Genomic DNA, 22,652 nt, shown 5'->3' with positions numbered 1-22,652 from the left:
CAGCTATCCGGATCGCCGTTGGTCGGGCTGGTCGCTCTCCGCGGACTCGCTGACGAACCGCCACAGTCCCGGCATCGCGTCGAGGAGGACGATCAGCAGCAACACTCCGGCGACGACGGCGCTGCTGACGAGCTGCGAGAACCGCACGCTGGCCAGCCCGCCCACGATGATGGCCGGCACGCCGACCAGGCGCGCCCAGGGCCGGCTGCCGTCGACAAGCGCCGCGAGCCGGATCCGGGCGGTCAGGAACAGCGCGGGGCCGATGACGCCAACTGCCAACTGCCCCGAGTCGCGTTCGCCCGGATCGTCGATCGTCATCTCCATGGCCACCGAGGTGGCCAGCACCCCGGCGATCATGACGAGGTGCAGGTAGCCCGCCATCAGCGTCAACCGGCTGCCGGGCGGGCCCTCCGCCTCGATCCTGGCGCCCAGCCGCCCGCCGGCGGGCACCAGGTAGAGCCGGGCCAGGGCCACCGCTGTCGCGAACGCCAGGGCGAAGGCCACAGTGCTGTCCCGGTCCAGGCCGGACTGGCTGTAGGTGACGCCGGAGATCAGGATCAGCTCGCCCAGGGCGATGATGAAGATCTGTTGGTACCGCTCGGACAGGTGCGAGCCGTTCACCCGGAGTTCCGGCCAGGTACTCCGCCCGAGCCAGGGAAACGGCCAGCGCAGCCGCGCCAGTGTGTACTCCATGATGAGGGCCAGCGCCCAGAGCACCTCCTGAGCCGGGGCCACCGCCGCCCCGACCACCCAGAGCACGCCGGAGATCGCGAACCAGACCGCCACGCGCAGGCTGCGCAGTTGCAGCGGATGCCCGCGCAGCGCGGGGATCAGCATCGCCCCCCGACCCAGGTGAATGGCCACGTAGGCGACGGCGAACACCATGGCGTGCTCGTCGAACACGGTGGGCACAGCCGCGGCCATCAGCAGGCCGCCGAACATCACCCAGAGCAGCAGCGCGACGATCAGCGGGGCCCGTGGGTCGAACCAGTCCGCCGACCAGGCGGTCACGAACCACACCCACCAGAGCGCCGCCAGCATCAGCGACACCTGGAAACCGCCGTTGAGGCTGGGATCGTCGAGCAGGGCCCGGGACAACCGGGTCAGCGCGAAGATGAACGCCAGGTCGAAGAAGAGCTCCAGGAACGACGCCTTGTGCGGACTCTCCCGCCGTTGCAGCAACCGTTCCGCAAGCCCGTTCGCCATCGCCATCCTTCCCGGGCCCGCAGCGGCCACCGCCGACCCAGTCGTACCACCTGCACGACCGGGTACGGGCGGGTTCCGGCGAGCCCGACCATCCGGGTCAGCGGCCCGTGGTGACTGTCCGCTCGGAGATCAGGTCGGCCGCCACGCTCCAGAGCCGCTCGGCGTTGCCGGTGTCGACCGCGTACGCGGCCACGCCGCTGTAGTCAGCGGGCCGCTCGGTGACGACCGGAGCCTGCGTGCAGTCCTCGAAGTAGCGACCACCGACGCCGTCGAGCAGCGGGGATGCCGCGAGCAGCACCGAGGTGGCCGCGCCCTGTTGCGGGGTCTTGTGCATCTCCTTGGGCGACTTGAGCCCACCGGTGTGCTTCTGCAACCCGGTGGCGATCGCTCCCGGGTTGAGCGCGTTGGCGTAGATTCCCTCGCCGGCCCAGCGGCGGGTGGCCTCCACGGCGAGCAGTGCCTCGGCGCTCTTCGACTGCCCGTAGGCCAGCAGCGGGTCGTACGGCCGGAACGCGAAGTGCAGGTCGTCGAAGATCACCGGGGAGAAGAGGTTGCCGCTGGAGCTGACCGACACCACCCGTGCGCCGCCGGCCGCGGCGAGGGCGTCGTGCAGGCCGACGGTCAACGCGAAGTGCCCCATGAAGTTGGTGGCGAACTGCATCTCCCAGCCCTCGGCGGTGCGCTCCAGCTCGGGCAACGCCATGATCCCCGCGTTGTTGACGAGGATGTGCAGCGGCTGGTCCCAGCCGGCGACGAACTGGCGTACCGAATCCTGGTTGGCCAGGTCCAGGGCGCGGACGGTGACCCGCTCCGCGCCGATGCTGGCCGCGATGTCGGCGGCGGCCTGCTCACCCGCCGCGACCCGACGGACCCCGAGCACGACCTCGGCGCCGGCGGCGGCGAGCGAACGGGCCGTCTCGATGCCGATACCGGCGGCACCGCCGGTGACGACGGCCCGTTTGCCGGTCAGGTCGACCCCGGCGATGACCTCGTCGGCGGTCGAGGCGAAACCGAAGGGGGTGGTGATGCGCTCTGTCATTGCTGTCCCGTCTCTCGATCACGCTTACCCCGACACTGTCACCCCGGTGGCAGGTGCTAGCCGGTTCCCTGTTTTTCCTGGTAGTGGCAGGACCAGGCAGGGCGGCGGTCGGTGGCGGCTCCTACGATGGGCGGGTGAGCACGGCCGGCCCGCTGGGCGAATACCTGCGTGCCCGGCGCGAGCTGATCGGGCCGGGTGACGTCGGCCTGCCCGCGCACGGCCGTCGGCGGGTGCCCGGCCTGCGGCGCGAGGAGGCCGCCCTGCTCGCCGGCATCAGCGCGGACTACTACCTGCGGTTGGAGCAGGGGCGTGACCGGCACCCGTCAACTCAGGTGGTCGAGGCGCTGGCCCGCGCGTTGAGGCTGGACGCGGACGCCGCGGCACACCTGCACGGTCTGGCCCGGCCGGTGCCTTCCCGCCGGGCGGCGCGACCGGCGGAGCGGGTGCCGGTGGGCATCAGGCAGTTGGTCGGCACCTGGGCCGAGACGCCCGCCTTCGTGCACGGTCGACACCTGGACGTGCTCTTCGCCAACACCGCCGCTACCGCACTGGCGCCGATCTTCAGCGCCGGGGTGAACCTGCTGCGCGCGGTCTTCCTGGACCCGAGCGTGCCGGCGCTCTACCCGGCTCTGACGGCGGTCGCGGCGAACGCGGTGGCCGGTCTGCGCGCACAGGTCGGCCCCGAGGTGGACGACCCCCGCCTGATCGAGCTGGTGGAGGAGCTGACGGCTGGCAGCGAACGGTTTCGGCGGTTGTGGGCCCGGCACGACGTCACGGCCCGGGCGGGCGGCGGCGTGCGGGTGTTCCAGCACCCGGAGCTGGGCGAGTTGGCGCTGCGCTACGAGAAGCTCACGATCAGCGGCACCACCCAGTCGCTGGTGGTCTACCACGCCGAGCCGGGCAGCCCGTCGGCGCGCTCGCTGGCCCGGCTGGCTCGACGGGCAGCACGCTAGCGTCGCCGGCTCCCCCCGACCCGGGGCCGGCTACCGGTTGGCCGCCCGCTCGGCGACCACCACCGAGATCCCGTCGAGGACGCGTTGCAGACCGAACTCGAACGCGTACTCCGGGCCGTACGCGGCGCCGTGCTGCTGGCCGGCAGCGGTGCCGACCCGGGACGCGGTCGGGTAGGCGCCGGGCTTCAGGAAGGTCTCCAGCCAGGGCGCGTGCGACTGCCACCACTGACTGTCGGTCATGCCGGTCTCGCGCTCCAGGTCCACCACCTCGGAGGCGGCCCGGGCGGCGCTCTTCACGTGAGCCAGCACGAGGGTGAGCACCGCGTCGACCTCGACGTCGGTGAGCCCGATGTCGACGATCGCGGCGAGCTCGTAGTCGTACTTGGCCATCAGGTGCGGGCCGAGCACCGGTCGGGTCGTCTCGGCCCGCAGCATCCAGGGATGCCGCTGGTAGAGCGCCAGATTGTCGCGGGCGATCCGGTCCAGCCTGGTTCGCCAGTCGCCCTCGACGGCGGGGCGCGGCATCTCGCCGTACGCGGTGTCGATCATGACGGCGACGAGTTCGGCTTTGCCCGGCACGTAGGTGTAGACGGACATCGTGCCGACCCCCAGCGCCTCACCGACCCGGCGCATGGTCAGCGCGTCGAGCCCTTCCGCGTCGGCGATGTCGATAGCGACCCGGACGATCCGGTCGACGCTGAGCGCCGGACCGGCGCTGCGGCTGGTCGGCTCCCGGGTGCGCCAGAGAAGGGCCAGGCTGCGGGCCGGGTCCGCGGTCGCCTTGCGCTCACTAGCCATGGTGCGGCCATCCTAACAACGCGGCCGTACGCGGTACGCCCGCACGGCCGGCGGGCTGCTCCCCGGTCCCCGCGCGCTGTCAGAGCGCCTCGCTGTCGTCGGACAGCGTCGGTCCGGCGGCGGCGGGCACCAGGTGTCGGACCTCCGGCTCTCCGTCGGTCAGCTCCCGGGCCCGTTGCTCGGCCGCGCGGTCCTCACCGGTCAACCGGCCACCGTGCTGGCGCAGGTGCTCGTCCCAGGACGGCACCAGATACACCTCGACGAACCGGTCCACCGTCTCGGCCGGGCGGAACAGCCCCCAGCGCATCGCGCCGGTCCGCTGCCGCGCGCCACGCACCAGGTCCATCGCCGCCAGGAACCGTTGGGCCCGCTCCGGCCGGACTGTGTACTGCACCGTCACCAGCACCGGCCCCACCCCAGGGTCCGGCTCGCGCGCCAGGTGCAGTTGTGGCCAGTACGCCGCCGGTTCCCGGTTCACCGACCGCAGGTCCGGCAACGGCCAGATCCGACTCGTCAGGGTGCCGCCAAGCATCAGCACCGCCGCCACCAGGTACGCGAGGACCAGCCCGCCCATGTCGGCCACCAACCCCCAGAGCAGCGCGCCGGCCGCCTGCCCACCGGCGAAGCACACCTGGTAGACGGCCAGGCCCCGGGCCCGTACCCAACTGGGCAGGAAGAGCTGCATCTCGGCGTTGACGTTGGCCAGCACCGTCACCCAGGCCGCCCCGGCGGGCAGCAGGGCGAGCAGCACCAGCGGCACCACCCGCACGGTGCCGACCACTGTCAGCGCCACTGTGAACAGCGCCCCGGCGATCAGCAGGAGCTGGTTGGCCGACAGCCGGGTGCGGATCACCGCCAGCAGCACGCCACCCGCGATGGCGCCCACACCGAGAGCGGCCAGCAGCACCCCGTACCCGCCGGAGCCCAGCCCCAGCCGCCGACTCGCCACCAACGGCAGCAACGCCCACAGCGCGCTGGCCGGGACCACGAAGACCAGTGCACGGCGCAACAGCCGGCGTACGGTCGGCGAGTGGCGGACGTAGCGGCTGCCGGCCCGCAGCGCGGCGGTGAACCGCTCGGGCACCTCGACCGCACGGGCGTTGCCGGGCCGCCAGCGCCACAGCGCGTACGCGAAGATCCCGAAGGCGACCGCGTTGATGCCGAAGACCGGCGCGACGCCGGTCCGGGCGATCAGCACGCCGGCCACCGCTGGCCCGACCGCCCTCGCCACGTTCACGCTTATCGAACCCAACGCGGACGCCGACCGCAGTTGCTCCTGCGGCACCAGCTCCGGGATCACCGCCGCCCAGGCCGGCAGGGTCAACGCCTGCCCGACCCCGAACGCGAAGGTGAGGGTCAGCAGCAGTGCTGGCGGCATCCGGCCGGTCAGGGTGAGCAGCGCCAACGCCACCGCCACCGCCACCAGGAACAGCTGCACGGCGATCAGCAGGTGCCGGCGGTCGAAGCTGTCGGCGAGCACCCCGGCGGGCAACGCCAGCAGCAGCACCGGCAGCAGACTGGCGGTCTGCACCAACGCGACGAGGGTGGAGGCGTTGGAATGGTTGATCAGCAGCCACTGCGCGCCGACGGTCTGCATCCAGGTGCCGATGTTGGCGGCGAGCAGGGCCAGCCACAGGTTGCGGTAGACCGCCGTCCGCAGCGGCGCCCAGGCCGAGGCCGGACGGTCGGCGGGTCCGGCTGCGGCAGTCACCACCGCCCGTCCGCGCGCAGCACGCGCTCACCGGAGACGTAGAGGTCGTCGGGTTCGAGCAGCAGCAGCCGGACGACCTCGGTGGCGACCTGTTCGGGCATGGCGTACACCTCGTCCAGGAACTCGGCGCCCACCCGTTCCTGTAGCCGAGTCGGCATCGGCCCGGGATGCAGCTGCATCACCTTCACCCGGTTGCTGTGCTGGGCCTCGGCCAGCGAATCGACAAGGCTGTTGCCGTAGCTCTTGGTGGCCCGGTAGACGGGGATGCCGGGCCGGGGGGCCGCCAGCGCCAGCGCGCCGATGTAGACGACGTTGCCGTGACCCTGCCGGTGCAGGTGCTGCACCGCCTCCCGCAGCAGGTACGTGATACCCAGAACGTTGATCTCCACGGCCCGCCGGATGTGTTCCACCGACAGGTCCCCCAGGTCGCCGCCCGCCCACATGGAGGCGCAGGCCGCCACCCCGTCGATCGCGCCGTAGCGCTCGACCACCTCGGCGAAGGAGTCGCGGACCTGCTCGTAGGAGGAGATGTCGCAGACGGCGCCGTCGCAACCCAGCTCGTCGGTCACGGCGGCGACCTCGGCCGGCACGTTGCCGAACACCACCACCTGATGCTCGTCGACGAGCAGTCGGGCCACCGCGAGGCCGAGACCGCTGGTCCCGCCGACCACCACGAAGGTTCTGGCACCCATGTCTCTCCAGCCGCCGCCAGCACAGGTCACGCGGGGCGCGTGACGGCGCGTTCTTCCCGTTTCCGGATCCCGCACACCCGTTCGCCGGTAGTGCTGGGCATACCCCGAAGAGTGGATCTGGACGGCTGGGGCACCCGGTCGCTCCCGATTAGCGTCTGCTGCATGACCACGGAACACCCTTCGCACCTGGCCGAGGCGCTACGCCGCCGCCGCTGGCTGCTCTCCGCGTGGCCCTGGCGCGCGCTGGCCTACCTGGTGACGACGGTGCCGATCGCCGGCGTGCTCGGCGTCGGGCTGCTCGTCATCGGCGCGCCCCTGCTGGCCGCCGCCAACTCGCTGCGCCTGCACGGTCGACCGCCGAGCATCGCGCTGCTGCTGTTCCTGGCGATCGGCAGCCTCACCCTGCTGGCGTTGGCTCCGATCGTGAGCTTCCCGGTGGCCGCCGTCGAGCGGTGGCGGGTCCGGCTGGTCGACAACCGTCCGCTGCCCTCGTCGCCGTGGCCGGGCCTGGTCGCCCGCTACCGCAGCGCCGCCGCCTGGCGGGAGGTGGCGTACCTGTTCTGGCTGGGCGGGTTCACGCCGGTCGCGTACTGGGTGTTCCTGGTGCTGGTGCTGCTCGACCTCGGGATGATCTCCAGCCCCTGGCTGGCCGGCGACGCCAACCAGCCGGTGGTGATCTGGCAGCCGATCGACAGCACCGGCGAAGCCATTCCGTACGCGATCGTGGGGGTGCTGCTGATCCCGGTGCTCTGGTACGCCGTCGGTCTGCTCGCCGCCGTCCAGGCGGCCGTGGCGCGGTGGGTGCTGGCCCGGCCGGTGGACGCGGCGGCGCTGCGCGAGGTCACCCGCTCCCGCACCCGACTGGTCGGCGCGTACGAGGCCGAACGCCGCCGCATCGAGCGCGACCTGCACGACGGCGCACAGCCGCGGCTCACCAGTCTCACCCTCCAGCTGGGGCTGGCCCGGCTGGACGTACCCGAGGACTCCCCCGCCTCCCGACCACTCGCGGTGGCGCACGACCAGGCCCGGGGTCTGATGGTGATGTTGCGGCAGTTGGTGCACGGCATCCGACCGCAGAGCCTCACCGACCTGGGCCTGGCCGGCGCCGTACGCGAGCTGGCCGATGCCGCCACCATCCCGGTCACCGTGCACGCCGACCCGCACGACGAGCTGCCGGAGATAGTGGAGACCACCGCCTACTTCGTGGTCTCCGAGGCGCTGGGCAACGTGGCCCGGCACGCCAGGGCGACCCGCGCCGACGTACGCCTCACCCGGGCCGGCGGTGACCTGGTCGTCAAGGTGACCGACGACGGTAACGGCGGCGCCGACCCGGCCCGGGGCAGCGGCCTGACCGGGCTCGCCGACCGGGTCGCCGCCGTGGACGGCCGGCTACTGCTGTCCAGCCCGCCCGGCGGCCCTACAGTGGTCCGGGTGGAGCTGCCATGTCGTCGGTGACCCGGGTGGTGCTCGCCGAGGACGAGGTGCTGCTGCGGGAGGGTCTGGTCGCGCTGCTGACCCGCTTCGACTTCACAGTGTGCGCGGCCGTCGGCTCCGCATCGGATCTGCTGGCGGCGGCCCGCGACCACCAGCCGGACCTGGTGCTGACCGACATTCGGATGCCGCCGGGCCGCCGCGACGACGGGCTGCGCGCGGCGGTCACGCTGCGCACCGAGCGACCGGACCTCCCGGTCGTGGTGCTCAGCCAGTACGTGCAGACCGGGTACGCGGCGGCGCTGCTGGACAGCGGCGACGGCCAGCGTGTCGGCTATCTGCTCAAGGACCGGATCGCCGAGGTCACCGAGTTCGTCGACACGCTGCGCCGGGTCGCCGCTGGCGGCACCGCCATCGACCCGGACGTGGTCCGGCAGCTTCTGCACCGCCCCCGCGACCCGCTCGCCGCGCTGTCCGCCCGGGAACGCGAGGTGTTGGCGCTGCTCGCCGAGGGGCGGTCCAACGCGTCGATCGCCGGTCGGTTGCACGTCAGCGAGGCAGCGGTCGGCAAGCACGTCGGCAACATCCTGCTGAAGCTCGACCTGCCCCCCAGCGACGACACCAACCGGCGGGTGCTCGCGGTCCTCACCTACCTGCGCGCCGACCCGGTGACCTGACCGGCGCTGGGCCGAGATCGGGCCCGACCGCCCTCGGCGTAGATTCTCCTCAGCGGTACGACGCCAGGTCAGGGCGCCGACCATCAAGACGGGGGCACGGCATGGCGAAGGCGTTGCGGGTTGGTCTGCTGGGGTACGGGCTGGCGGGCCGGGTGTTCCACGCGCCGCTGATCGCGGCGACTCCCGGGCTGCGGCTCGACGCCATCGTGACCCGTGATCCGCAGCGACGCGAGCAGGCGCGGCAGCACTTCCCGGACGCCCGCCTGGTCGACGACGCCGACGAGCTGTGGCGTACCCCGGATGCCCTGGACCTGGTAGTGGTGGCGACGCCGAACCGGCAGCACGTGCCGATGGCGCGCGCGGCGCTCGCCGCCGGCCTGCCTGTCGTCGTCGACAAGCCCCTCTCCCCTACCGCCGCGGAGGGCCGCGTGCTGATCGACGAGGCCACCGAGCGTGGGGTGCCGCTGACGGTCTTTCAGAACCGGCGCTGGGACGGCGACTTCCTGACCGTCCGCCGCCTGGTCGAGCAGGGCGAGTTGGGGCAGGTGCTGCGCTTCGAGTCGAGGTTCGAGCGATTCCGTCCGACGATCAAGCCGGGCTGGCGGGAGCTCGCCGGTCCGGAGGAGGCCGGCGGTGCCCTCTTCGACCTCGGCGCCCACCTCGTCGACCAGGCGGTGCAGCTGTTCGGCCCTGTCGAGCGGGTCTACGCGGAGGTGGATCGTCGCCGCGCGGGCGCGGCCGTCGACGACGACGCCTTCGTGGCGTTGACCCACGCCAACGGGGTCCACTCGCATCTGTGGATGGGCGCGGTGACAGCTCAGCTCGGGCCGCGCCTGCGGGTGCTGGGCGACCGGGCCGGCTACACCAGCTACGGGCTGGACGTGCAGGAGGCGGCGCTGCACGACGGTGGCCGACCGGACCAGCCGGGCTGGGGCGAGGTCCCGCCGGACCGCTACGGCCTGCTCGGCGTCGACGGTGACCTGCGGCCGGTGCCGACCGAACCCGGCGCGTACCAGAGCTTCTACGCCCAGGTGGCGGCTGCGCTGCGCGACGGCGCGCCGATGCCGGTGGACCCGCGGGACTCCGTCCACACTGTCGAGTTGATCGAGCTGGCCCACCGGTCGGCGGCCGAGGGCGTGGTGCTGCCGGTCCCGACCGCCTGAGCGGTTCGCACGTCCCGCCACCCGGGCTCCTGACGCGTACGCAAAAACCGGTGGAGCGGTGCCGCCGTGCGCCGTTACCGTGCTGCGCAACCAGGTCGTCTAGGCAAGGACGTGCCGTTGTACACCCTGTGAGACCTCCCGAGAGCTGATCTGTCGCGCGTCGCGCCTGTGCGCCGCGCTCCTTTTTGCTGCGGACTTTCTCACTGAAACCGGTGTACCTCTGTGCTCATTCATTGGGCCGTCGTGCCCACCTGCCTGCCCATCGTTCGCCGCCGTTGCCACGCGTGCGCTTCCCGATGCCTTCGGGCGAGCGGCAAGTTCCGGGTCAACGCCAACCACAAGCTCATCGACGTCTGGCTTCTCGTGCTCTGCACCGAGTGCGGGGAGACGGCGAAGCTCACCGTTCTGGACCGGATGACGGTGCGCACCATCCCACCCGAGCTGCTGGACCGGCTCCACGCCAACGATCGCGGCCTGATCGCCGAGCTGCTCCAGGATCCGGACGTCCAGCACCGCAACCGATTCGCCTTGGACTGGGACGACGCCTGGCGTCTCGACACCGGCGGATCGGATCACCTGGACCTCGACGTGATCGACGTCGCGGTCCGCAACGCGGCGCGAATCCCGGTCCGACCGACCCGACTGATCGCTGACGGTTTCGGTCTGTCACGGGGCGAAGTCGGTCGGCTCATCGCGGAGGGGAAGGTGGTTTCGGCGCTCCGGTTGAGCGGGAAGCTCTCCGGCGACTTCGCCTTCACGCTCAAGCGCTGACCCGCCCTCGGGGCCTGTCCGGCACGACGCCGGGCAGGCCCTTGGCAGCTCCTTGGGCTACCAGCACGTTGATCGACTCGGTTTCCGTGAAGACGCGGTATCAGACCGCCTCCAACACCGCAGTTTCACCGAAGTCGAGTGGATCACGCCTGCTGTCCGGTTCGGTCCTTCTTAGTCCGCGTTCCGCTCGGAGCGGGCCTCGTCCGGCACCCGGGCGTCGTCGTCGGTCAACGCGTCGTCCGAGGAGGTGGCGAGGTCGGCGAGCCGCCGCTCGGCCTCCCGGATCTCCTCGTCGAGCGTGGGGTTCTCCTCCTCGGGACCCTGCGACATGGGGACCTCCATCGGGCGCGACCGGCGGACCTCCGTGTACCCCGCCTGAGGGCGGAGACACGGAAACCGCCGCAATCCCGTGATCAAGTGATGAAAAAAGCTCAATCCGCTGCCCGGGACCTACTTTTCATCACTTGATCACTGATGAGTAGTTGAGCCGGCCCACCAGGAAGTACACAACCGCTGCCCGCGATTGGGCTGGGCGCTGGCGCTTCTGGCAGACGTTGCTTCCGTCATGCTGCAGAAGAGATGACCTGCGAGCTGATTTCAGCCGAGTTGGTAAGTGGCTACCGAGCGCCGGGCCGGTCGGCGGCGCGCCGGGCTGGAGCCCGGGAGCGTTGCCGACCCGGCCCGGTGCCGGATCAGCGCTGCTTCAGCTCGCGCCAGGATGGGTGGGTGCCGCGCCAGGCGTCGGCGAGGATGGCCGCCGAGGCCCGGCTTGGGCACTGCTGCACCCGCTCACGACCCGACGCCCCACCGATCTGGGCGCGGACCTCCCAACCCTGCCCGTCAGTACGGATGTACACGTCCCGGCGCCCGCGCGGGGTCGTGTCTCCGTTCCACCAGTGCTCCTCCACCTTCATTCGCCGACCGTATAGCAATTCCCGCGCCGAGGGTACGGCGCAGGTATGCCCGGACCGGGGCAAGGGCGACAATCCAGGCGCATTTCGGGCCAACCGTTGACGGTTCGAAACCATAACGGGCGGTTCTCCCGCTCCTGACTTGCGAATCAGGAACCCCGCCCCACTCTGCACCCTCCCCGCAACTCCCGTCCCCAGCCGATGTCGAGACGGGGCGGGAGGTCAGGTTTGGGTCGTCAGAAGGTAGTCGTCGGCTTCCGGGCTCCAGCGCAGCTCCAGTACGCCGGCGGTGGCGGCGGCCTTGCAGAACTGCAGGAAGCTGCGGTAGCCGAGTTTCTTCTCGCTGAAGTCGGGGCGGGCCCGGCGCACCTGGTTCTTCAACCCGGACAACGCCACCGGGTTGCCGCCACTGCCCAGGTCCGCCACGACGCCCCGGAGCAGGCCGAAGGCCACCTCCCGGTCGCCGTGCTCGGGCAGCGAGACCTCGGGGTCACCCTTCGCCGGACCCTCGGCCAACTCGATCACGTTGCGCTCGGCGAGGTGGCGCAGCAGTTCGCCGAAGGTGCGGAAGCCGTAGTCGGACTCGCTGAAGGTCGGGTCCTTGCGCAGCAGGGTCCGCTTGAGCCGGGAGGCGGTGACCTCACCGTTGGCGCTGCCCTGCAACCCGGCGACCGACTGGGCGACGAGCACGGCGAGGGCGTCGGCGTCGCGGCCGGGCTCCTCCCCCGCCGGCCGCCGGTCCACCTCCGGCTCGTGCTCCCGCTCCGGCTCAGGTGGGCGTTGCTCCGCGCCGGCCTGCCGGGTGGTGGGACGAGCGCGCCGGCCACGGGCCGGCGGGATGTCCACGCCCTCCAGCCGGTCGTAGTAGAGGAACTCGTCGCACGCCGGGGGAAGCAGCGCCGAGGTGGACCCCTCGACCCCGACGCCGATGACCCGCTTGTTCAGCTCGCGCAGCTTGTGCACCAGCGGGGTGAAGTCGCTGTCACCACTACAGATCACGAAGGTGGAGATGTAGTCGCGTTCGAACGCCAACTCGATCGCGTCGACCGCCATCTTGATGTCCGCGGCGTTCTTACGGGACGCGCCCATCCGCTGCGGGATCTCGATCAGCTCGACGTGGGACCGGGTGAGCATCCGGCGGTCCTCGTCGAAGTAGGACCAGTCGGCGTACGCCCGGCGGACCACCACCCGACCTCGTTCGGCCAGCGCGTCGGCGATGGGCCGGAAGTCGAAGGCCGCGCCGCCGCGATGGTCGCGCGCGCCCAACGCGAGGTTCTCGTAGTCGAGGAAGAGGGCAATCCGGTCTTCTTGATCCACGCGGATCAGCCTACGCCGGGCGTGAGCTGGTCGGGGCAGGCGACGCGCGACACCTCAACTCGACGACCGTCCGTTTCTTGCGGCCTGACAGTCGTTTATTTTCGTTGTTCGATAGGCGTCTTGCAGTGCCCTGTGCAGTGCTGCATCATGACGATCAATGTCGGGCGTCGGGGGAACGCCGGGCGGACCTCCACCACCACCCACCCAGGAGGGTCACCGATGTTTCGCAGCCTCACGCCGGCGCGGGGACGCCCCGGCCGGCCCGGCGGCACCGCCGTCGCGCTCGCGGCCGGTCTCGCCGTACTGGTCGCCGGGCCCACAGGGGCCGCCGCCAGTCCACCCGCTTCCGCCGGCACGCAGCCCGTGGTCACCCGGGCCGCCCTCGATCCGGCGCTGGTCGCCGGACGCGGCGCGGACGTCGACTTCCTCGAGCAGGAAGCGGAGAACGCCCGCACCAACGGCGAGATCATCGGGCCCGACCGGAGCGCCTACACGTTGCCCGCGGAGGCATCCGGCCGCCGGGCGGTCCGGCTCACCCCCGGGCAGTACGTGGAGTTCGTCCTGCCCAGCGCGGCGAACGGGATCACCGTCCGCTACAGCATCCCGGACGCGCCGCAGGGCGGTGGAATCACCGCGCCGCTGCGGGTCGCCGTCAACGGCAAACACCTGCGCACCATGACACTCACGTCGCAGTACTCGTGGCTCTACAACCAGTACCCGTTCACCAACGACCCCCAGGCCGGGCTGCTGCACCCGGACTGGTGGATCACCGAGTGCCAGTGCGTGCCGTCGGCCACCACCCCGTACCCGAGCATCGACAAGCCGTTCCGGCCCACCCACTTCTACGACGAGCAGCGGCTGCTGCTCGGACGTACCTACTCCGCCGGCGACAAGGTCCGGCTCACCGCGCCGCCCGGTAGCACCGCCGCCTGGACCGTCATCGACCTGCTCGACTCCGAGTTGGTAGCGCCGCCGCACGTCCGGCTGCTCGCCGCGAACGTGCTCGCGTTCGGCGCCGACCCCACCGGCCGGCGGGACTCCGCCGCCGCACTGGACCGGGCCATCGCGTTCGCCCGGCGCGCCCACCTGAAGGTCTACATCCCGCCGGGCACCTACCAGGTGAACCGGCACATCATCGTCGACGACGTGACCATCGAGGGCGCCGGCAACTGGTACACCACCATCAAGGGCCGCGAGGTAGCACTGCCGACTCCCGCGCCGGACGGCTCGGTGCACACCGGAGTCGGGTTCTACGGTAGGGACGCCGCCGACGGCGGCAGCCGCAACGTGCACCTCTCCGGCTTCGCCATCGAGGGCGACGTGCGCGAGCGCATCGACACCGACCAGGTCAACGCGATCGGCGGGGCGATGAGCGACTCCACCATCGACGGGCTGCACCTGCGCCACACCAAGGCGGGCCTGTGGTTCGACGGCCCGATGCGCAACGTCCGGGTCACCAACAACATCGTCGTCGACCAGATCGCCGACGCGCTCAACTTCCACACCGGCGTGACCGACTCCCTCGTGTCGCACAACTTCGTCCGCAACACCGGCGACGACGGCCTGGCGATGTGGTCGGAGAAGACGGCCAACGCGCGGAACACGTTCGACCACAACACCGTGCAGTCACCGACGCTGGCCAACGGCATCGCCATCTACGGCGGCACCGACACCACCGTCTCGCACAACCTGGTCGCCGACCCGGTACGCGAGGGCAGTGGCCTGCACGCCGGGGCCCGCTTCGGCGCGGAGCCGTTCACCGGGCACCTACGGTTCACCAACAACACCACCGCCCGCGCCGGCACGTACGAGCTGAACTGGAACATCGGGCTGGGCGCGATCTGGGTCTTCGCCCTGGATCGCAGCATCGAGACGCCCATCGAGGTGACCGGCGACGCGTACCTGGACAACACGTACAACGCGATCATGCTGGTCAGCGACTGGCCGGTGAAGGATCTCTACTCGATCTCCGATGCGCGGTTCCGGGACGTCCGGGTCGACGGCACCGGCACCTCGGTGGTCAGCGCCCGCGCGGCCGGGTCCGCCTCGTTCGCCAACGTGGACGCCCGCAACGTTGGCGCGGTCGGCGTCAACAACTGCGGATCGTTCCACTTCACCCCGGCCGGTTCCGAGTTCACGGTGACCGACCTGGGCGGTAACGACGGCGGGTGGCTCGCGCCGTGGTTGCTGCCAAACACCATCACCTGCGACGACCGGCCGCCCGTGTCACCGCCCCCGCCTCCGGCGCAGTGGTGACAGCGGTGGGCGGCCCGATCGCTCGGGCCGCCCACCGCGCACAGATCAGCGCGTCCTGGCGTACGCCAGCGGCACCGCCGTGGACTGACCGTCCCACCTGCCACTCAGCGTGCCGCCGGCCGGCCCGTCCGCCCCGGGCCCCGGCCGGCGCACGACGACCAGCTCGACGGTGTCGGTCTCGATGAGCGTGCGGTCCTCGTCGACCACCCGTCGCACCGCGCCGGCGGCCGGCACCTGGGCGTCGACAACGCCGTCGACGACGACAGTCACTGTCGGCTCACGCACCTCGCGCCGGCCGTCGACCTCGAAGTACTGCTCCGCCTGGCCGCCGCCGGTGAGGATCGCGTGGGCGAGCGCGGCGGCGTACACCGGGTCGACGCAGCCGTCGTACACCCAGCGCCGGCCGAGCACCGAGTGCTCGGTGGTGCCGACCAGCCAGCCGTCTGCGCCGTCGAGGGGCGCGGCACGGTAGGTGAGCGGGACATGGTGGACCGGCCCGTCGCCGGCGGCGACCAGGATCGTCTCGATGCCGACCTCGCCGGCCGGGTCGTCGAAGCGGTAGGCGCCCCGGCTCACCACCTCGACGCCGGTCGGTCCGGCGAACCACTGTCGGTCGGGCAGCCAGGCCGTCAGCAGGTCCAGTTTCGTGGGGTGCAGGGTCGCCCTGTGCAGCAGTGCCATGACGGCAGCCTAGTCAGAGGCCCGCGCACTGTTGCCCGCCGATAGTGCAGCTCTCCGGTTCGCGGGCCTTCGGCCGGCTGTCGCGGACGTCGAAGCTGATCGTCTGGGACCCCCCGGCCGCCAGGGCGGCCCCGGTGAAGGTGATGACCCGCCTGTCCTGTCGCCAGTTCGCGCCGTCGACGTCGTCGACGGTGGTGCCTTCGGCGAGGGTGACCACCACAGCCCAGTCCGCCACCGGTGCGCCGCCGGGGTTGCCGACCACGATCTCGCCGGTGTAGCCGAACAGTCGGTCGGATTCGGTTTCGTAGCGGGCCGTGACGGGTGCCGGTGGCGGAGGTGGCGCAGCCGACGCGGGCGTCCGCGAGGGCTTCGCCGACGGGGTCCGGCTCGGCCGGGTGGTCGCCGACGCGGTTGCCCGGGAGGCACGCGCCGAGGGGGTAGCCGTGGACGTGACTGTGGTCCTGGCGGCCGTCACGGTCGGCGACGCGGTCGCGGTCGGCGCGGGCGCGGCGGTCGGCGTCGAGTCGGGCGGCAACGTCACCCATGCCGCGGTCCCCGCCACCAGCACCGCCCCGGCGACCACGGCGACCAGCGTCCGCCGCCGACGAGGGTTGCGGCCGGCCTTGCCGCGTACGCCGATCAGCGGCAGTTCCGCTGTCATCCCACCGTCGGCCCGGCGCAGGTCGACCTGCTGGAAGGCGAGCCAGTCGAGGATGGCCGGCAGCCGAACCGTCAGCGCCTGGCGGAGCTGTTGCCCGCGCGGCTCGTGCTGCTCGGCGGACCACGCGCCGTGCGTGCTGACCTCCCGCAGCTCCAGCCGGCAGCCCTGCTTCGTCGTCGTCACCGTGCAGGTCAGCTCGCTGAGCCGACCGGCCTCGTCACAGGCCAGCACGAGCAGGTCCGGCTCCTGCCGCTCGGTCACCTCGACCTCGACGTTGGCCTCGAAGCCGGGCAGGTCGGCGGTGTGCAGCAGCATCCGGTCCGGTACGCCCTCGACCATCTCGGCCTCGGCGAACCACCGGCCGAGCAACTCCCGATCGGTCAGAGCGCGCCAGACCCGCTCAGCCGGGTGGGACAGGTCGACCTGCGCACCGATCTCGATCACGGCGAGACTCTAACGGGTTGCCCGACCGGCCTGTCCCGCCCGCCCGAGCCGGTTGCCGGCGTCCTGGTCAGCCCCAGCGGCTGGACCGCTCGACCACTGTGGCCAGCGCGGCCCGGGCGTCGGCGCTCACCTCGGCGACCACCTGCGCCGCCGACACGTCCCGGGCCAGCGGGTGCGCCTGCCCGGCCCACAGGTTGGCCACCGAGGCGTCCGCGTCGCGCCGGGCAGCGGCGAGCAGGGGACGGGTCAGGTGCAGCACCTGGGGGTAACCGCTCGGTGCCACAGCGTCGTGCTGGCGCAGGAAGTCGTTCGCCACGCCACGGGCCCGCTTGCCGGTGAACGCCCGGGTCAACGCGGTCGGCGCGGTACTGGCCACCGCCGCCCGGTGCATCGGCGAACTGCCCGCCTCCGGGCAACGCAGGAAGGCCGTGCCGAGTTGCGCGGCGGCGGCGCCGGCAGCCAGCACGGCGGCCACCGAGGGGCCGTCGACGAGGCCCCCCGCGGCCACCAACGGCCGGTCACAGCGGGCCGCGGCCAGCCGAAGCAGCGGCAGCAACCCGTAGTCGTCGTCGTCCGGCAGGCCGCCGCGATGCCCACCGGCCTCGGTGCCCTGCACCACCACCGCGTCCACACCCAGGTCGGCGGCGGCGCTCGCGGCGTCCGGGCGGGTGACGGTGGCCCACACCTCGGTGCCCCGCTCGCGCAGGGCGGTCACCGCCGCCCGGTCGGGCAGCCCGAACACGAAGGACACGACCGGGACCGGGTCCGCGAGCAGCGCGGCCAGCTTCTCCGGGTACGCGTCGTCGCCGCCCACCGGCTCGCCCAGGCGCACGCCGCGTTGCGCGGCCTGCGGGGCGAGTCGTTCGGCGTACGCCCTGACGGCGGCCTCGTCGACGTCGCCGGGGTCGGGCAGGAAGAGGTTCACACCGAACGGCCGATCGGTACCCGCACGGACCTCGGCGACGTCGGCGAGCAGCCGGCCGGTGTCGATCATCCCGGCGGCGAGAAAGCCCAGCCCACCCGCTGCGGACACGGCGGCCACCAGCGTGGGCGTGGACGGGCCACCGGCCATCGGGGCGGCGATGATCGGGTGGCGCAACGTGGACAGGACGGACATCGCCCCATCCTGCCGCAGGCGTGGCCCGCTCACCGGCGCGCGGTGTGCCGCCACCGCAGCACGCCTGCCAACCCGAGCAGGACCAGCAGCGTTCCCGCGCCGAGGGCCAACGGCCAGGTCCGACCGCTCCCCCCGCCGACCTCTCCGGCGGCCGGACGGACCGCAGTGGGCGACACCGGGTCGACGGACTCGGTGGCGGGCGCGGCGGTGACAGTGCTGGCAGTGGCCGGGTAGCGCAGGATCGTCGAACGGGTGCCGGCTGCTTGACCGGCGGACTCGGAGACGGTGAGCAACGAACGACCGTCGCGGCTGTAGGTGATCGACTCGCCCTGCGGCTCGTCCGGCAAGGGGGTGATCCGCGGCGTGCCGGTGGTCAACGCGCGGACCACGTCGCCGTCGGGCACGTCGTACTCGAAGGCGTCGGCGTAGCTGCGCAGCACCACCCGCCGTCCGTCCGGCGCGGTCGCCGCGCCGGTGATCACGCCGCGCCCCAGGAACGAGAACGGGTTGCTGGTAGTGGTCGAAGGCAGTGTCACCTGGCCGAGCGCGGTCAGCGGCGTCGTCGCGTCCGGCCGCAGCGCTGTCGCCGGCGCGTACAGGAACACAGTGCCACTGCCGCCCTTGGTGACGATCAGCGGCCGACCGGACGCGTCGAGCAGCAGCGCCTCGGCGTCGTGCGGACGGTCCGGGTAGGTCATCCGGTGCAGCACCGGCTGCTTCGCCCCCGGCGTGAGCCGCCACACCCCGACAGTCGGTCGGGAGCGGTCGTTGTCACCGATGTCGGCGACCCAGACGGTGCCGTCCCGGCCAATGGCCAGGTCCTCGGTGTCGCGGGGCCGGGACGGGAAGGAGACGGTGCGCACCACATCGCAACGCTGGTCGAGGAAGAAGATCCGGCGGCGGGCCTCGTCGTCGGCCCCGTCGTTGATCACCACGTACCCGTCGTCGGTGGCGGCCATCCCGGAGATCTCGCGCAGCCGGTCGTCGCGCACCTGGCAGACCGGCGTCCCCGCCGCCGCGCCCGCCGTGGCGGCGCCCGGCACCAGCACCACTGCCGGCGGCACCAGGCCCGCGAGCAACGCGGTCACCACCGCCCCCGCACGAGCACGCCGCCCCCAGGTCGACCGTCCGCGTACCCGCATCGCCCACCCTCCTCGTCGCGGCCGTGACCGGCCACCCGCCTATCCTGGCCGATCCCGGCCACGGCCGACGGTCAACGGGGGGACGCGCCGCAACCCCTGGTCGATGTACTGTCGCTCCGCCTGATCTTCACGCCGGAGGGTGGACATGTCCGTGAGCGACACCGCGCCGGCCACCCGGTTCGGACGACGGCTGCTGCGCCGCCTCGGCCGCCCGGCCGGTGGCGTCGCCGTCGCGTGGGTGCCGCTCGCCGCTGTCGTCTGCGGCCTCTTCACCGGCGCACTGGCCAGCCGGGCCGCCTGGGAGACGTCCCGACCGCAACCTGACCGGGCCGAGGCCGCCGCCATCCTCACCGAGGTCTTTCCCGGCCACGACCTGGGCGAGATCGACACCCCGCCGGCGCTTTTCGTCGTCTACGGGCACGCGCTGCGCCTGGGGACCGTCAAGACCCTGGTGTTCGGTGACGGCGGCGAGTATCAGGAGAGCGCCACCGCCGCCGGCGCCCTCGGCGCCCCACCGGTGCCCGCCGAGCAGATCGTCACTGTGGCCCGGGAGCGCCTGACGGGTGCCGGCTGGCGGGTGTACGAACCGCAGGTGTCCGACCGGGTCAGCTGCGCGGACAAGATCTGCGCCACCCCACGGGCGGTCACCGACACCGCGTTGACCGCCCGACGTGGCGACACCATCCTGAACGCCTCGATCTCCTCGCAGACAGCCGTCGACGCCAGCTACCTCTCGGTCGAGCTGCACCGCGCGCCACCGCCACTGGTGATCCCCGCCGGAGTGCTCGGCACGGTGCTGGGCGCGGTGGCCGGCTGGCTGGTCTTCGGCTGGGCCAGCCGACGCACCGACGGACGCCGTAGCCGCGGCACTGTGAACGGCCTGATCGGTGTGGCCACTGTGCTGTGGTGGCTGCCGGTGTTGCTGGCCGCACCGCAGTGGGTGCACCACCACCTCGGCGAGCCGCACCCGGCCTGGCACCCGTACTGGGAGTGGCTGGGCCAGCCGGCCGCCTCGCTGCTCTTCCTGGTCGGCGCGGTGTGCGTGCTGCTGGCGCTGGGGTTGGCCGCCGGTACCCGCCGGAGCAGCGCGCCCGAGGCGACCGCCGACTGACCGCCGAGGGTTACCAGTCGGTGCGCAGACCGGTACGGTCCGAGATGTCCACTGTCGCGGCAGGCCCGGACGACGGCGCCCCTGCCGGGCCCGGCACCGCCGGGCCGACCGGCCATGGAAGGGGCACAGGGTGCGGATCAGAGCGGGATTGTGTGTCGCGGCGCTCGCCGCGGCGGGACTGACGGTAGGCACACCGGCCGCCGCCACACCGGCCGCCGTCCCGGTGGCCGACGCCACCGTGGTGCCGATCCAGGTCACCGGTGACCCGGCGACGCGGTTCAACCTGGTGCTGCTGGGCGACGGCTACACAGCGGCCGACCTACCGACCTTCCGAGCACACGTGGACCGGCACCTCAACACCCTGTGGACGATCGAGCCGTTCAAGTCCTACCGCAGCTACTTCAACGTCTACGCCGTGGAAATCGTCTCGGCGGAGTCCGGAGTGGACTGTGACCCCGGCCTGTCCGAGCCGCGGCGCGACACCGCGTTGGGCATGGGCTTCTGGGGTGGTTGCAACCCGGCGAGCGTGCAACGCCTGCTCACTGTCGACGGCACCGCCGCCAACGCGTACGCCGACCTGGCCGTCGGCACCAACCCCGGTAACCGCCAGCTGATCGCGCTGGCCAACAGCGGCACCTACGGTGGGGCCGGCGGCAGCAACGCCACCGCCTCCGGTGGCAACGCGCTCTCCGCGCTGATCAGCCCGCACGAGCTGGGGCACTCGCTCGGTGGCTTGCAGGACGAGTACGACTACTACGGCCGTGGGGTGCCGGGCGACACCTACAGCGGACCGGAACCGGACTCGGTGCACCACACGGTCCTGACCGAGCGGCAGATGCGCGACACCCGGGCCAAGTGGTGGCGCTGGCTGGGTGAGCCGAGCGAGGCGGGCGGAACGATCGGCCGCCACGAGGGCGGCCTGTACCTCCAGCGTGGGGTGTGGCGACCGAGCCGGCACTCGATGATGAAGTCCCTGGGCTTCTACTTCGACCAGGTCGGCCGGGAGCGGATGACCGAACGGATCGCCGCCCGGGTCGGCATCGTGCAGGGCGGCACGGCCACCGATCAGGCGGTCGGCGCGGACCGGCTGCTCTGGGTGGACACCCTGCACCCGGTGAGCCACGCGCTGACAGTGACCTGGTCGGTGGACGGCAGGGCGGTGCCGCGTACCGGCAACGCCCGCCACCTTGACCTGCGGAAACTACGGCTCTCCCCCGGCCGGCACACGGTGACCGCCACGGTGAGCGACCCGACGGAGTTCGTCCGCGACCCGGCGGTCCGCAGTTCACCGGCGCTGACCCAGACCCGCTCCTGGACCGTGGACACCGCGGTGCGTACCCCGACGGTGCAGTCGCCGCTGGCGATCACCGCGTCCACAGCGACCGACCGGCCGGTCGGCGCGCACGACGTGGTGTACGTGCGGACCAGCCAGCCCACCGATCGGGCGCCACGCGTGCGCTGGACGCTCGATGGCCGACCGGTGGCTGACACCGGCACCGACCGGGACGTGGACCTGGGCGCCCTGCGCCTGTCGCGGGGCACCCACCGGCTGACCGCGCGCGTCAGCGAGCCGGGCACCGGGAGGGCGGTGACCCGTTCCTGGGCGGTCGACGCGACGCGGCCCGACGTGGCGTACGCCCTCTCCGAACCGCTGCTCAGCACGACCCGGCCCGGCCGACCCACCGAGTACGTGTACAACGCCCCGTTCACCATGGGGTTGACCGGCACCGACGACGGCACCGGCCAGGTCACCTCGGAGTTCCGGCTCGACGGCGACGGGTGGCACAACTACTACGGCTGGCCCACCGACGCCCGATCCCCGTTCCTGTTCACCGCCACGGGCACCGACGTGGACGGACTGGTCTACGGCAACCTCGGCTCGGGCGGCCTGTCAGTGTCCCCGTTCGCCGAGCGGTCTGCCGGGTACGGCCGGCACCGCGTCGAGTACCGGGGCATCGACGCCGTCGGCAACGTCGGGCCGGCCCGCGCGTTCGTGGCCACGCTGATCCCGCCGCCACCGACCTGCACCACAGTGGTCAGCGGCCGGCACGCCGGCCCGCTGACCGTCGCCGCCGGTGTCACCTGCCTGCGCGCGGCCACCGTGACCGGCCCGGTCACCGTCGCGCCCGGCGCCGCACTCGTCGCCCAGGGCTCGTCGATCGCCGGAAACCTGACGGCGTCCCGCGCCACCGCCGTCGAGGTGCTGAACACCGAGGTACGCGGCGCGGTGGCGCTGACCGCCACCAGCGACCACGTCACGATGGTGGGGGCCCGGGTGGCCGGGCCGCTGGCGCTGACCGGCACCGCATCGGCGCCCATCCTCGCCGGCGGCGAGGTGGGCGCGTTGACCTGCTCGGTCGGCCCGGCCCCTGTCGACCTGGGGGCACCCACCACGGTGCGGAATCCGGCAGCGGGCCATTGCCGTCGCGCCCTGCCGCCGGCGGCATGACGATCAGCCGTCGGGATCAGCGCAACTACCGGGAACGTGCTGCTTCCGCCGGGAACGTTCCAGATCTTGAGCAGCGGGGCGGCGTGAGTGCGTCGCTGGCGGGTAGGCAGCGGCCCGGCGGC

At 72.3% G+C, this 22,652-nt stretch carries 20 protein-coding genes; 8 read left to right on the top strand and 12 right to left on the bottom strand.

Features of this window, described 5'->3' with window-relative positions; genetic code table 11:
* Positions 1-3: 3 nt before the first annotated feature.
* Together AB0B94_RS22710 and AB0B94_RS22705 are read right to left on the bottom strand one after the other, a co-directional pair.
* A complete protein-coding gene (locus AB0B94_RS22710; protein WP_357283359.1) occupies positions 4-1,206 on the bottom strand; it encodes a low temperature requirement protein A in 1,203 nt (400 codons plus the stop codon).
* A gap of 97 nt (positions 1,207-1,303) precedes the next feature.
* Entirely contained in the window at positions 1,304-2,245 is a 942-nt protein-coding gene (locus AB0B94_RS22705; protein ID WP_357283356.1) for an SDR family NAD(P)-dependent oxidoreductase, read from the bottom strand.
* Between the two features lie 134 nt (positions 2,246-2,379).
* On the opposite strand from AB0B94_RS22705, the gene AB0B94_RS22700 reads away from it, so the two are divergent.
* The gene (locus tag AB0B94_RS22700; RefSeq protein WP_357283349.1) at positions 2,380-3,198 is read left to right on the top strand and encodes a helix-turn-helix transcriptional regulator; all 819 of its coding nucleotides are present in this window, start codon (positions 2,380-2,382) and stop codon (positions 3,196-3,198) included.
* A 30-nt stretch (positions 3,199-3,228) separates the two neighbouring features.
* Here AB0B94_RS22700 and AB0B94_RS22695 read toward each other — a convergent pair whose 3' ends face one another.
* From AB0B94_RS22695 to AB0B94_RS22685, 3 genes are all read right to left on the bottom strand, one after another.
* Positions 3,229-3,996 (bottom strand): TetR/AcrR family transcriptional regulator, encoded by a 768-nt coding sequence (locus AB0B94_RS22695; RefSeq protein WP_357283346.1) that lies wholly within the window; start codon positions 3,994-3,996, stop codon positions 3,229-3,231.
* Between the two features lie 79 nt (positions 3,997-4,075).
* Positions 4,076-5,707 carry an MFS transporter gene (locus AB0B94_RS22690; protein ID WP_357283344.1) on the bottom strand — a complete coding sequence of 544 codons (1,632 nt, stop codon included), beginning with the start codon at positions 5,705-5,707 and terminating at the stop codon, positions 4,076-4,078.
* Positions 5,704-6,399, bottom strand: coding sequence for an SDR family NAD(P)-dependent oxidoreductase (locus AB0B94_RS22685; RefSeq protein WP_238669294.1), 696 nt, complete (start codon positions 6,397-6,399; stop codon positions 5,704-5,706). The genes AB0B94_RS22690 and AB0B94_RS22685 overlap by 4 nt, the downstream gene beginning before the upstream one ends.
* Positions 6,400-6,561: 162 nt before the next feature.
* Here AB0B94_RS22685 and AB0B94_RS22680 point away from each other — a divergent pair, with 162 nt between their 5' ends.
* From AB0B94_RS22680 to AB0B94_RS22665, 4 genes are all read left to right on the top strand, one after another.
* Entirely contained in the window at positions 6,562-7,854 is a 1,293-nt protein-coding gene (locus AB0B94_RS22680; RefSeq protein WP_357283339.1) for a sensor domain-containing protein, read from the top strand.
* Positions 7,842-8,507 (top strand): response regulator transcription factor, encoded by a 666-nt coding sequence (locus tag AB0B94_RS22675; RefSeq protein WP_357283337.1) that lies wholly within the window; start codon positions 7,842-7,844, stop codon positions 8,505-8,507. The genes AB0B94_RS22680 and AB0B94_RS22675 overlap by 13 nt, the downstream gene beginning before the upstream one ends.
* A gap of 101 nt (positions 8,508-8,608) precedes the next feature.
* Positions 8,609-9,670, top strand: a complete 1,062-nt coding sequence (locus tag AB0B94_RS22670) for a Gfo/Idh/MocA family oxidoreductase (RefSeq protein WP_357283335.1) — start codon at positions 8,609-8,611, stop codon at positions 9,668-9,670.
* Positions 9,671-9,892: 222 nt separating this feature from the next.
* Positions 9,893-10,441 (top strand): DUF1062 domain-containing protein, encoded by a 549-nt coding sequence (locus AB0B94_RS22665; protein WP_357283331.1) that lies wholly within the window; start codon positions 9,893-9,895, stop codon positions 10,439-10,441.
* A gap of 171 nt (positions 10,442-10,612) precedes the next feature.
* Here AB0B94_RS22665 and AB0B94_RS22660 read toward each other — a convergent pair whose 3' ends face one another.
* From AB0B94_RS22660 to AB0B94_RS22650, 3 genes are all read right to left on the bottom strand, one after another.
* A complete protein-coding gene (locus AB0B94_RS22660; protein ID WP_357283328.1) occupies positions 10,613-10,771 on the bottom strand; it encodes a hypothetical protein in 159 nt (52 codons plus the stop codon).
* A gap of 362 nt (positions 10,772-11,133) precedes the next feature.
* Positions 11,134-11,355 carry a hypothetical protein gene (locus AB0B94_RS22655; protein WP_030335934.1) on the bottom strand — a complete coding sequence of 74 codons (222 nt, stop codon included), beginning with the start codon at positions 11,353-11,355 and terminating at the stop codon, positions 11,134-11,136.
* 219 nt (positions 11,356-11,574) lie between these two features.
* Positions 11,575-12,669, bottom strand: a complete 1,095-nt coding sequence (locus AB0B94_RS22650) for a PIN domain-containing protein (RefSeq protein WP_357283326.1) — start codon at positions 12,667-12,669, stop codon at positions 11,575-11,577.
* A gap of 219 nt (positions 12,670-12,888) precedes the next feature.
* Between AB0B94_RS22650 and AB0B94_RS22645 the strand changes: the two genes are divergently transcribed.
* The gene (locus tag AB0B94_RS22645) at positions 12,889-14,925 is read left to right on the top strand and encodes a glycosyl hydrolase family 28-related protein (protein ID WP_357283324.1); all 2,037 of its coding nucleotides are present in this window, start codon (positions 12,889-12,891) and stop codon (positions 14,923-14,925) included.
* 45 nt (positions 14,926-14,970) lie between these two features.
* Here the strand turns inward: AB0B94_RS22645 and AB0B94_RS22640 are convergent, their stop codons facing one another.
* From AB0B94_RS22640 to AB0B94_RS22625, 4 genes are all read right to left on the bottom strand, one after another.
* Positions 14,971-15,606 (bottom strand): hypothetical protein, encoded by a 636-nt coding sequence (locus AB0B94_RS22640; RefSeq protein WP_357283322.1) that lies wholly within the window; start codon positions 15,604-15,606, stop codon positions 14,971-14,973.
* A 13-nt stretch (positions 15,607-15,619) separates the two neighbouring features.
* On the bottom strand, positions 15,620-16,711 hold the full coding sequence (locus AB0B94_RS22635; RefSeq protein ID WP_357283320.1) for an SRPBCC domain-containing protein: 1,092 nt from the start codon (positions 16,709-16,711) through the stop codon (positions 15,620-15,622).
* A gap of 67 nt (positions 16,712-16,778) precedes the next feature.
* The gene (locus AB0B94_RS22630; protein WP_357283317.1) at positions 16,779-17,828 is read right to left on the bottom strand and encodes a nitronate monooxygenase; all 1,050 of its coding nucleotides are present in this window, start codon (positions 17,826-17,828) and stop codon (positions 16,779-16,781) included.
* Between the two features lie 29 nt (positions 17,829-17,857).
* Positions 17,858-18,970 (bottom strand): hypothetical protein, encoded by a 1,113-nt coding sequence (locus AB0B94_RS22625; RefSeq protein WP_357283313.1) that lies wholly within the window; start codon positions 18,968-18,970, stop codon positions 17,858-17,860.
* Between the two features lie 145 nt (positions 18,971-19,115).
* Here AB0B94_RS22625 and AB0B94_RS22620 point away from each other — a divergent pair, with 145 nt between their 5' ends.
* Positions 19,116-20,081: a hypothetical protein gene (locus tag AB0B94_RS22620; protein ID WP_357283311.1), complete on the top strand. Its 966-nt coding sequence runs from the start codon at positions 19,116-19,118 to the stop codon at positions 20,079-20,081.
* A gap of 130 nt (positions 20,082-20,211) precedes the next feature.
* Positions 20,212-22,530, top strand: coding sequence for a M64 family metallopeptidase (locus AB0B94_RS22615; RefSeq protein WP_357283309.1), 2,319 nt, complete (start codon positions 20,212-20,214; stop codon positions 22,528-22,530).
* Positions 22,531-22,652: the final 122 nt, after the last annotated feature.

It is taken from the genome of Micromonospora sp. NPDC048986, assembly GCF_040649335.1.
In the GTDB taxonomy this organism is placed as follows: domain Bacteria; phylum Actinomycetota; class Actinomycetes; order Mycobacteriales; family Micromonosporaceae; genus Micromonospora; species Micromonospora alfalfae.
This window is presented reverse-complemented; position numbering and strand designations above follow the sequence as displayed.

Excerpts from the sequence above, each read along its gene's own strand:
- AB0B94_RS22710 (WP_357283359.1), bottom strand. The coding sequence starts at position 1,206 with ATGGCGAACGGGCTTGCGGAACGGTTGCTGCAACGGCGGGAGAGTCCG.
- AB0B94_RS22705 (WP_357283356.1), bottom strand. The coding sequence starts at position 2,245 with ATGACAGAGCGCATCACCACCCCCTTCGGTTTCGCCTCGACCGCCGAC.
- AB0B94_RS22695 (WP_357283346.1), bottom strand. The coding sequence starts at position 3,996 with ATGGCTAGTGAGCGCAAGGCGACCGCGGACCCGGCCCGCAGCCTGGCC.
- AB0B94_RS22685 (WP_238669294.1), bottom strand. The coding sequence starts at position 6,399 with ATGGGTGCCAGAACCTTCGTGGTGGTCGGCGGGACCAGCGGTCTCGGC.
- AB0B94_RS22680 (WP_357283339.1), top strand. The coding sequence starts at position 6,562 with ATGACCACGGAACACCCTTCGCACCTGGCCGAGGCGCTACGCCGCCGC.
- AB0B94_RS22675 (WP_357283337.1), top strand. The coding sequence starts at position 7,842 with ATGTCGTCGGTGACCCGGGTGGTGCTCGCCGAGGACGAGGTGCTGCTG.
- AB0B94_RS22670 (WP_357283335.1), top strand. The coding sequence starts at position 8,609 with ATGGCGAAGGCGTTGCGGGTTGGTCTGCTGGGGTACGGGCTGGCGGGC.
- AB0B94_RS22660 (WP_357283328.1), bottom strand. The coding sequence starts at position 10,771 with ATGTCGCAGGGTCCCGAGGAGGAGAACCCCACGCTCGACGAGGAGATC.
- AB0B94_RS22655 (WP_030335934.1), bottom strand. The coding sequence starts at position 11,355 with ATGAAGGTGGAGGAGCACTGGTGGAACGGAGACACGACCCCGCGCGGG.
- AB0B94_RS22645 (WP_357283324.1), top strand. The coding sequence starts at position 12,889 with ATGTTTCGCAGCCTCACGCCGGCGCGGGGACGCCCCGGCCGGCCCGGC.
- AB0B94_RS22640 (WP_357283322.1), bottom strand. The coding sequence starts at position 15,606 with ATGGCACTGCTGCACAGGGCGACCCTGCACCCCACGAAACTGGACCTG.
- AB0B94_RS22630 (WP_357283317.1), bottom strand. The coding sequence starts at position 17,828 with ATGTCCGTCCTGTCCACGTTGCGCCACCCGATCATCGCCGCCCCGATG.
- AB0B94_RS22625 (WP_357283313.1), bottom strand. The coding sequence starts at position 18,970 with ATGCGGGTACGCGGACGGTCGACCTGGGGGCGGCGTGCTCGTGCGGGG.
- AB0B94_RS22620 (WP_357283311.1), top strand. The coding sequence starts at position 19,116 with ATGTCCGTGAGCGACACCGCGCCGGCCACCCGGTTCGGACGACGGCTG.